This window comes from Bacillus sp. JJ1532 (assembly GCF_036965085.1).
Taxonomy (GTDB): domain Bacteria; phylum Bacillota; class Bacilli; order Bacillales; family Cytobacillaceae; genus Cytobacillus.
Window position 1 is genome coordinate 23,567 of the sequence record NZ_JBALOW010000021.1, and the last position, 8,578, is coordinate 32,144.

Consider the following 8,578-nt stretch of genomic DNA (forward strand, 5'->3'; position numbering starts at 1 on the left):
TCAGTGGGGGATGAAAGAAAACCCCCACTGATTGAAGTTTCACTTTATAGCTGAGATGAAAAATTTGTTAAAAAAGCTTTAGCAATGACCTGTTTATCATTAAAGACCTCTACCGAAACTGCATCCTCTTTCATGATCATCTTTTCAATTTCAAATACATGGAGATCTTTAAGTAATGGAATCGGATTCATAAAAATAAAGTTATCGTTGCGATTATTAACCTCAATATACTCGCCTGTAAATTTTACATCAGACCCATATATAATTTCATTTGTACCTAAAGCCGATGCAAGTTTTGCATTATGTATAGATACTTTTACTTTGTAAAGCCTCTCTCCGCTTAATATTTTATCATTAATTTTAAACCGAAACTGCAGTTCATTGTTTTTCGTCAACAATGCCTCCGCATGACTGTTTACGATCGATTGGCCAGATCCAGCTTGCTGACAGCTTGTCAGCACGAGAGAAAAAAGAATAAGCAAAAATAGTTTATAAGCTTTAAGTTGCATCAAGTTTTCCTCCTTTTTCCTACCATAGCCTTTAAAGATAAATGATAAACATAATAAATAAAAAAAAACCGGCATTTGTTATTTGCCGGTAAGTCGGATTTTTTATTGTGCTACTTATTATCATGCTAAACAGACATACAACTGCCCTTTATTTTCTCAGCTCTTTATTTTTTCTAGCTTTCAATTCCATTTTTTTGAGCTGGAGCTTCTCCTTAACTAATTTCTCTTCCTTATCAGAAAAAGGCAAATGTCCATATCTTACTCTTTCATATATTGAAGTAATGTCCTCAAAATCGAGAATTTCTATCCGATTTATCCAATCAGACAATGATTCATATGGAAGACGTCCTAATTTGCGCTTTTTTGCAAATTTCTCAAATGCATATATTTCTTTACGAATAAGATTTTTAGAATCATTCACTTTACCTTTAGAAAGAAATAACCCATTTTCCTTAATAATTAAACTTTCAGTAGAATATCCCTTCGTATCAGTTTCTATTTTCTCTATATTTTTCATTTTTTTGCGCTTATAAACATAGAAAAATAGAAAAATTAAACCTACTGTGAAAACAATAGTCCCAATAAGAGTCATGTCAACAGGAATCTGTCCTCCAACATCCTCCCATTCAGTTGGAATAACTGTATCCTCTTGAGTACCTTGGCTGTTGTTAAATTGCTCCATTTTTTCCGACCAATTTACTCCCTCTGCCCACTTGAAAAACGGAGAGGAAATAAACGCAATCGCTGTTACCCCTATTTGTAAAAATGAGAAAAATAGTTTTTCATACAGCTTCATCCCCGCAGAAATAATAAGCCCTGCAAATCCCATCCCTGCTATAAGGCCCATTAAGGGAAGAAAAAAATGCTTTTTATTGTTTATTTCAGATTCTACAGCTAGCCAACGCCTAATAAAACCACCGAGCGTAATAAATATTAACTGGGCAATCATAATGGCCCCGATGACTTTCATATATATATCGGATGAAAGTCCTGTAAAAAAGATTAGAAAAATTCCCGTTACAATGGTAAGTATTATCCATAATCCCTCATTTTGCTTGTCAAACTCATTATGATGAGATAGCGTTCTCCAAAAAACAAAAAAAACAATAAGTAAATTACCAAAGAGGGGGAACCCAAGCCATCCTCCAGCAAAAATGAGAATTGGAGCTAGAAGGATAAAAAATATTAGTTTAGCCTTATCACTATACTTTAGAAGTAATATCGTAAAGAAGAAACACCCCAAAACCATTAATGAAAAATAGGAGAACAGCGGAATCTCCTTTTTATGTAATGAGTAAGGAACAAAAAGGACAAAGGCACCAAAAATAATTTCGATGCAAAGCAAATACATGATATTCCAGCACTTTCTTTTCAATTTCCTATCACGTCCTTCATAGGGAATTGTATTGGCAAAAGAATCGCTTCCAAGTCTTTTTCTAATGTAAGCTCTAAAACAGATGTTCCTTTTTGCTTAAATAGGCGAAGAAGCTCATCAGATTGTGTTGATCTATGACCTCCGTGTATGAAAAAAGGCTGATTTGTTAGATGTCTACTGTAAAAAGACAGCATCTTTTCATACGGATAGGCAGAGGAATACGGATTAACATAGGCTAGTGCTTCAAGTACTTTTTGAAGCTGCTCATTGCCAACTCCTGCTGGTATATAATAAAAAGGAATAGACCCTGCAACTCGGATATTGATGCATAAAGAAAAGGGAATTTGCTGTTTGGCTGAATAATAGGCTAGTTCCGCTGCACTGCTGATAAACTCTTCAATTTGGCTACTTATAGCATGGCCATTTGCAATATTTAGCGATAAGTGCCAACCCGTTTCCGCTACCCGATCATATATTTTCGTTTGGAGTGTTTGCATTCTAGCGCTTGCTTTCCAATGTATTCGATTAAAGCTATCTGAAGATACATATTCCCTAGTTCCCGCGGGGGATAGGAAGTCCTCATACAAGGAAAAGCTGGCAGGGGATTCGCCCGGTCGGACAGAAAGAAACAAACCCTTATTTTTCACAGGAAAAGGCAAAGGATACACAAGAGCCTCAGGTAAAAATAAAAATTTATATTCTAATACCGTTTCACCTAAACCAAAGAAGTGCGGAATTTGCAATTCAATTGTACGAATTTTTGCAACTCCTCTTTTAATTGTTTTAAAAGGAATTTTAACAATCGTTCTCTGATTATAGTTTAATGACATCGGAAGGTTCACTTCATATTTTGTAAGCCGCTTATCTCCAAAACCATCTAAAGGAGCTACCTGATCATCGAAATATACTCTTAATTGCCCCTTCATTATTGGAAGTCCTTTATTTTCAAAAACTAATACCCACTCTCCATTTTCCTGAGGAAAAAACTTGTTTCTCAATTTCAAATTTTCTAGATAAAGCTTCTTTCCCACATGCTTTAAATAAAATGAATTCGCAAAAACAAATAGGAGTAAAAACACTGCTAAGAAAAAAATAAGGAATGATTGGAAATAAAAGCTCGAGAAAATTAAAAATACAGCCAATACTCCTGTAAAACTGAAGAAACTATCCTCTACTGAGTATTTTTTCCACTCCATCGATTAAACTCCTGCCTCAACTGGAACAGGAATTGATTCAACCACTTCTTGTAAAACTTGTTCAGATGTTTTTGTTAATGAAGCTTCAGTAGTTAAATAAATTCTATGGCCTAAAACGTATGGGACCATTTCTTTAATATCATTAGGAACAACAAATGATCTATTATTTAAAAAAGCTTTTCCTTGTGCTGCTTTCATTAAAGCAAGTGTTCCCCTTGGACTTACCCCAAGTTCAATGGAAGGATGCTCTCTTGTTCTTCTGACTATTTGAATAAGATACAGTTCAACCTCCTCATTCATTCTCACAGCCTTTACCCTATTTCGCATTTCTTCTAAGACGGATGGTGTAAAGATTAATTCCAATTCACTTGATTTTTTTTCACCTCTTGCTATATGAATAATCTCTCTTTCTTCGTCCAAACTCGGATAATCCATTGATAATTTAATAAAGAAACGGTCCATTTGAGCAATAGGTAAAGAAAAGGTTCCTTGCTGTGAATCTACTGGATTCTGTGTGGCTATAACCATAAAAGGATCATGAACAGGAAGTGTATGACCGTCAATCGTGACCTGTCCTTCTTCCATGACCTCTAACAAACTTGATTGTGTTCTAGGTGTAGCACGGTTTATTTCATCTGCCAAAACAATATTGGCCATAATTGGACCAGGTCTTAACTCAAATTCCTGTCTCTGCGGATTAAAGAATTGTATTCCTGTTACATCACTTGGGAGTACATCAGGTGTAAATTGGATGCGAGAAAATTTTCCATTCATTATTTTTGAAAATGTTTTAGCTAGCATCGTCTTTCCTGTACCAGGGACACTTTCCATTAAAATATGTCCATTAAATAGTAATGAAATGGCAAGGAGTTCTACCTCTTTATCTTTGCCGACTATTACTTTACTAATCTCAGTTTGAAGCATCTCTAACTCTTTCATTTTTCCTCCTAATGGATTGAAATTAATAGTTTTTCCATTATAATTAATATATAGTAATTTCTGTGAATTTGAAAATGAAAAATTAAATTGACTATAAAATTTACACTTTAACTGGAGGTCAATAAATGAGATATAAACGTGAAGAAGCTTTTCGCTTTCAGTTTAGAACACCACTCGAAGCCTCTGTAAAAATTATTAAAGAAAATGGAAGCTATGTAGCAGCAAATGTCGAAACTGCCGAAATTATGGATGTCAGTCCACATGGGGTAAAATTTAAAACGCCACTGAATCTGCTTATTCCTGAAAATCAATATTTAATAGAAGTCATCTTCGTTATTGAAGGGAAAATGATCCATCAATTAGGCCATCCCGTTTGGAAAAAGGTTGAGGGTAAAAATTTTTCATACGGTTTTAATGCAGTAGAGGACGAACGGACAAAGAAAGAAATTATTCAAGCCCTCAAGGACTTTTCAAGAAAAGTAATAATGGAGCTCAAACAAAAATAAATATAAAAAGGCTGGATTCAACGTTAATATATCGTTGAATCCAGCCTTTTGTTTATATACATTTATTAATTCTATTCTTTATTATCTTTTAAATTTATTAAAATATTTAAGACAAATAGCAATACGCCGATGACTGTGATGGTAGCGCCAATGGCTGTTCCTGGAGTAAATGCTTCGTTTTGGGTTGTGATTAAAATCGCTAGTGCAATCATCATAATAGGCAAGCCGATATTATGCAGCCAAAAATGCCATTTTGCTAACTTAGAAGCTGCGAGCTTTGGAAATAAATAATAAAGTATGCCTGCTAACGTTAGCGCAGTCCATCCAAGCAGATTAATGTGTACATGAACCGGTGTTAGGACATAAGAATGAGAGGTTGACATATAATATCCGATTAAAACACCCACTGCAAAGTAAATGGCTGAAATTTTTATAAGCCTAATCCCCACTTTAAATACCCCCTTCCATCAAATGTCATATAGATGTTAAAGAATATGTGCATAAATCCTTCTTTAGACTATTTGACTTAAATAATTTTTTCTTTACATCAAAAAAGAAGACACCGCTCATAGAACTTAGAACGATGTCTTCTTATTACCTACGTATCATTAGAAAATTTAAACCTTTTTTAGTAAAAATCAGCGGGTAAATTATCTTTTAATATTTATAAGATTGTCCGCCATCGATTGGAATAACGGTTGCGTTGATGAAGTTAGCTTGATCAGATAACAGGAATGCCACTAAATAACCCACTTCTTCTGGTTTACCAAAACGTTTCATTGGGTTTGGCTCAACAAATTGTTTTCCTACTTCTTCCCAGTTATCTGGATCCATTTGTTTTAATGAACCTTCAACCATTGGTGTCATGATTGCGCCTGGTGCTATGGCTTTAATACTGATTCCGTATTGACCGTATTCAATTCCAGAGTTTCTTGTTAATCCGACCACACCGTGTTTACTAGCTGCATAACCAGATTGGTTTCCTACCCCGCGAATACCACCAACAGAAGCAGTATTAACGATAGAGCCAAAGCCTTGTTCTCTCATGACTTTCAATACATGTTTCATTCCGTAAAAAACACCATTTAAGTTGATATTCACTACTTTTTGGAACTCATCAATGCCAAAATCCTCAGTTAGGTTTTGTTTTCCTTCGATCCCTGCGTTGTTGAAGAAGCCATCGATTTTCCCAAATTTCTCAACGGTTTCATTTACATAGTTTTCAACTGCTGTTTCATCTGCCACATTTGCAGTAATAAGCAATACTTCTGCGTTTGGCGCAACTTCTAACACTTTCCCTTTTGTTTCTTCTAATGAAGCAGCGTTTAAATCAACGAGTGAAAGTTTTGCTCCTTCTTTAGCTACTTGTAAAGCGGAAGCTTGTCCTAAACCAGATCCTGCACCTGTAATTAATACCACTTTCCCATCAAAACGATTGCTCATGAAAAATTTCCCCCTTTATTATCATAACGAAAATCATTATATCCCCTTGAATTATATTGAATTAAAACATCTCTAATTAAGTATATATAGCAATGTAAAGTCATTTTTTCCTGTTTAGTTCCAGATGGTACAAATAATTTCCACAAAGCTAGTATCCACAAAGAACTATTGCCTGTTTCAAACTTGAAGTAAAAGATCCTACCCCATAATTGATTATTGAGCCGTATATCCGCCATCAACGATTAAACTATTACCAGTCATGAATGAAGAATCATCGGAAGCCATGAATAATACTGCTTTTGCCATTTCTTCCGCTTGACCAAGGCGTTTCATCGGTGTGGCTGCAGATAGAACTTGCTTGCTTTCTTCTGGAATAATAGGTGTATCAATAAAACCAGGGCATAATGCGTTAATACGAATATTTTGTTCTGCATATTCAAGCGCAAGTGAACGAGTTAAGTTTATCACGCCACCTTTTGCTGCGTTATAGGCTGCTGAACCAGGTGATCCAACCCAACCGTACATAGATGCCGTATTCACAATCGTGCCGCCACCTGTTTTTAACATTTCACGGATAGATTCACGTGCTACTAAGAAGACTCCATCTAAATCAACATTTACAGTATTACGCCATTCTGAGTACTCTAATTCATGTGAAGGATGAACACGGCCGATCCCCGCATTGTTGAAGACTACATCTACTTTGCCAAACGTTTCAACTGTTTGTTTAAAGATATTTGCTACTTCTTCTTCACTCGTAATATTTGCTTTAATAAAAAGAGCTTCAGCGTTAAGCGCTTTCAATTCTACTTCAAAAGCTTTCCCTTTTTCCTCATTTAAATCAACAAGCACCACTTTAGCCCCTTCTGAAACAAATAAACGTGCTGTTGCTGCTCCAATTCCAGATGCTCCACCTGTAATGACAGCTACTTTGTCTTGCAGTTTCCCCATTCTAAATTCCCCCCATGATTATAGTTCCCATACTACATACTCGTGAAAAATGCTAGCTAGATTTAATATCTGTGCTATTTTGTTCACAATTAAATTTTACTACTTTGTACACATTTAACAATCATTAAGATATCATTAAGTGTCTACTAATTAGACACTTATGATAAATCTGTCTATTTTCAGGGAGGTATCATCATGAATAACGAACAAAATACGACATCCGGGCGACAAAATCGGACAAAAGAACATTTAAAGCAAGCAATGATTGAACTCATAAAAGAAAAGGGTTACCATTCCGTTTCTGTAAAAAATATTGTTGATTTTGCCGCTTATAATCGCAGTACCTTTTATGTCCATTACTTAGATAAAATTGAAATAGCTGAAGATTTACTTATTTCTATGCTACAAGGGTTAGAAGATTCAGTTGGCAAACCATATGTAACAGGTCAGAAAGTATATACAGCCAAGCTAAATGAACCATCTTTTAATATCGTTTCTTATATTTATAAAAACCAGCATTTTTTTGAACTGATTAACTATGATGACACGTTACCGGGACTACATACACGGTTCCCTCAAACGATCTTAAAAATCTATAATGAACAATTTATTTTCGAAACCATCAACAATATCCCAGTCAATATGGATTATTTTAAACGATATACAGCTTATGGCTTTTACGGACTCATCAAAAATTGGATCCAAAATGGCTTTAAAGAATCCCAAGAAAAATTTATCGAGGAAGTTATTAATCTATCGAAAACACATATTTACTCAGTAAAGTATATCGGAAAATGATTCATAAGTCCCAGGGCCTTATCACGATGTTTTTAATATCGGATCTGCAATTTAAAAAACGGGGCTGCATGGTGTCAGTTCAACTCTGTAACCTAGCTCATACCATATTCGTGGTGCATTTCTCCTCCAATATGTTAAAAAGGATGCTTGAATCAATTCAAGCATCCTTTAATGCCTATTCCTTTTAACTTCTAGCTGTTTCTACGTAACTATACAGCACAGCCCCTCCGCGTTTTGCAATGCCTCTAAAATGCTTAAAATCATCCCTTTTGACAAGTACAATACGCACAGGAAGAAACTCTTCCTTTGTTACATAGTACTCCGATAATTCCCCATTCTTTAACTTCTCGAGTATTTCTTGAATTTGTTCCTCGTTCATATTTCAGCACCCTCATCCTATTATTACATTTATATTATATGAATATTGTTTTGTTTTCCATGGGATCCTCAAACTTCAAATGTGATCTAAATTTATATGGCCAGCAGCCATTACAATGAAAGCGCACTCAATTACACGAGGTAAAATTAGGTAATTTAACGAAATAATAACATATTACTTTACGAAAAATAAAATATAGTGCAAAATGTTATTAATCTCTTAATTCAAATCTTGCAAAAAGGGGCGAGGCTTTTGAAAAAAGCAGAAGTAGGAAATGTAATTGAATTCCGTGATGGATTGCAGGGAATTGTCGAAAAGGTAAACGAAAACTCAGTGATCGTCGATCTTTCTTATATGGGAAATTATCGAGACCTTGATCTAGAACAAAGGACTGTAGTTAATCATAAAAATTATAAAATTGTGAAGGAAACTGTTTTATGAAAACGCATTCCTAGCAATAAATGCGGAAGCGCCTTCGGAAC

The 8,578-nt window shown here is 35.0% G+C and carries 11 protein-coding genes; 3 read left to right on the forward strand and 8 right to left on the reverse strand.

The annotated features are described in order from the left end of the window. Positions 1 to 44: 44 nt before the first annotated feature. The 4 genes from V7122_RS09155 to V7122_RS09170 all read right to left on the reverse strand — a co-directional run bounded on the left by V7122_RS09155 (position 45) and on the right by V7122_RS09170 (position 4,019). Positions 45 to 509, reverse strand: coding sequence for a hypothetical protein (locus tag V7122_RS09155; RefSeq protein WP_335345362.1), 465 nt, complete (start codon positions 507 to 509; stop codon positions 45 to 47). 148 nt (positions 510 to 657) lie between these two features. Further along, on the reverse strand, positions 658 to 1,884 hold the full coding sequence (locus tag V7122_RS09160; protein ID WP_335345361.1) for a hypothetical protein: 1,227 nt from the start codon (positions 1,882 to 1,884) through the stop codon (positions 658 to 660). Continuing rightward, positions 1,881 to 3,080, reverse strand: coding sequence for a DUF58 domain-containing protein (locus tag V7122_RS09165; protein ID WP_335345360.1), 1,200 nt, complete (start codon positions 3,078 to 3,080; stop codon positions 1,881 to 1,883). The genes V7122_RS09160 and V7122_RS09165 overlap by 4 nt, the downstream gene beginning before the upstream one ends. Positions 3,081 to 3,083: 3 nt before the next feature. Beyond that, entirely contained in the window at positions 3,084 to 4,019 is a 936-nt protein-coding gene (locus V7122_RS09170) for an AAA family ATPase (RefSeq protein ID WP_335345359.1), read from the reverse strand. A 125-nt stretch (positions 4,020 to 4,144) separates the two neighbouring features. Here V7122_RS09170 and V7122_RS09175 point away from each other — a divergent pair, with 125 nt between their 5' ends. Then, positions 4,145 to 4,525, forward strand: a complete 381-nt coding sequence (locus tag V7122_RS09175; RefSeq protein ID WP_335526418.1) for a PilZ domain-containing protein — start codon at positions 4,145 to 4,147, stop codon at positions 4,523 to 4,525. A 71-nt stretch (positions 4,526 to 4,596) separates the two neighbouring features. Here the strand turns inward: V7122_RS09175 and V7122_RS09180 are convergent, their stop codons facing one another. The 3 genes from V7122_RS09180 to V7122_RS09190 form a co-directional block, all read right to left on the reverse strand. Further along, on the reverse strand, positions 4,597 to 4,974 hold the full coding sequence (locus tag V7122_RS09180) for a cbb3-type cytochrome c oxidase subunit I (RefSeq protein WP_335348079.1): 378 nt from the start codon (positions 4,972 to 4,974) through the stop codon (positions 4,597 to 4,599). A gap of 208 nt (positions 4,975 to 5,182) precedes the next feature. Further along, positions 5,183 to 5,968, reverse strand: a complete 786-nt coding sequence (locus V7122_RS09185) for an SDR family oxidoreductase (protein WP_335526419.1) — start codon at positions 5,966 to 5,968, stop codon at positions 5,183 to 5,185. Between the two features lie 213 nt (positions 5,969 to 6,181). Beyond that, positions 6,182 to 6,919, reverse strand: a complete 738-nt coding sequence (locus V7122_RS09190) for an SDR family NAD(P)-dependent oxidoreductase (protein ID WP_335348081.1) — start codon at positions 6,917 to 6,919, stop codon at positions 6,182 to 6,184. Positions 6,920 to 7,114: 195 nt separating this feature from the next. Here V7122_RS09190 and V7122_RS09195 point away from each other — a divergent pair, with 195 nt between their 5' ends. Beyond that, positions 7,115 to 7,717, forward strand: coding sequence for a TetR/AcrR family transcriptional regulator (locus V7122_RS09195; RefSeq protein ID WP_335526422.1), 603 nt, complete (start codon positions 7,115 to 7,117; stop codon positions 7,715 to 7,717). Positions 7,718 to 7,901: 184 nt separating this feature from the next. Here the strand turns inward: V7122_RS09195 and V7122_RS09200 are convergent, their stop codons facing one another. Further along, positions 7,902 to 8,096, reverse strand: a complete 195-nt coding sequence (locus V7122_RS09200; protein WP_335348083.1) for a hypothetical protein — start codon at positions 8,094 to 8,096, stop codon at positions 7,902 to 7,904. 252 nt (positions 8,097 to 8,348) lie between these two features. Between V7122_RS09200 and V7122_RS09205 the strand changes: the two genes are divergently transcribed. Continuing rightward, positions 8,349 to 8,537: a YkvS family protein gene (locus V7122_RS09205; protein WP_335348084.1), complete on the forward strand. Its 189-nt coding sequence runs from the start codon at positions 8,349 to 8,351 to the stop codon at positions 8,535 to 8,537. Positions 8,538 to 8,578 lie beyond the last annotated feature (41 nt).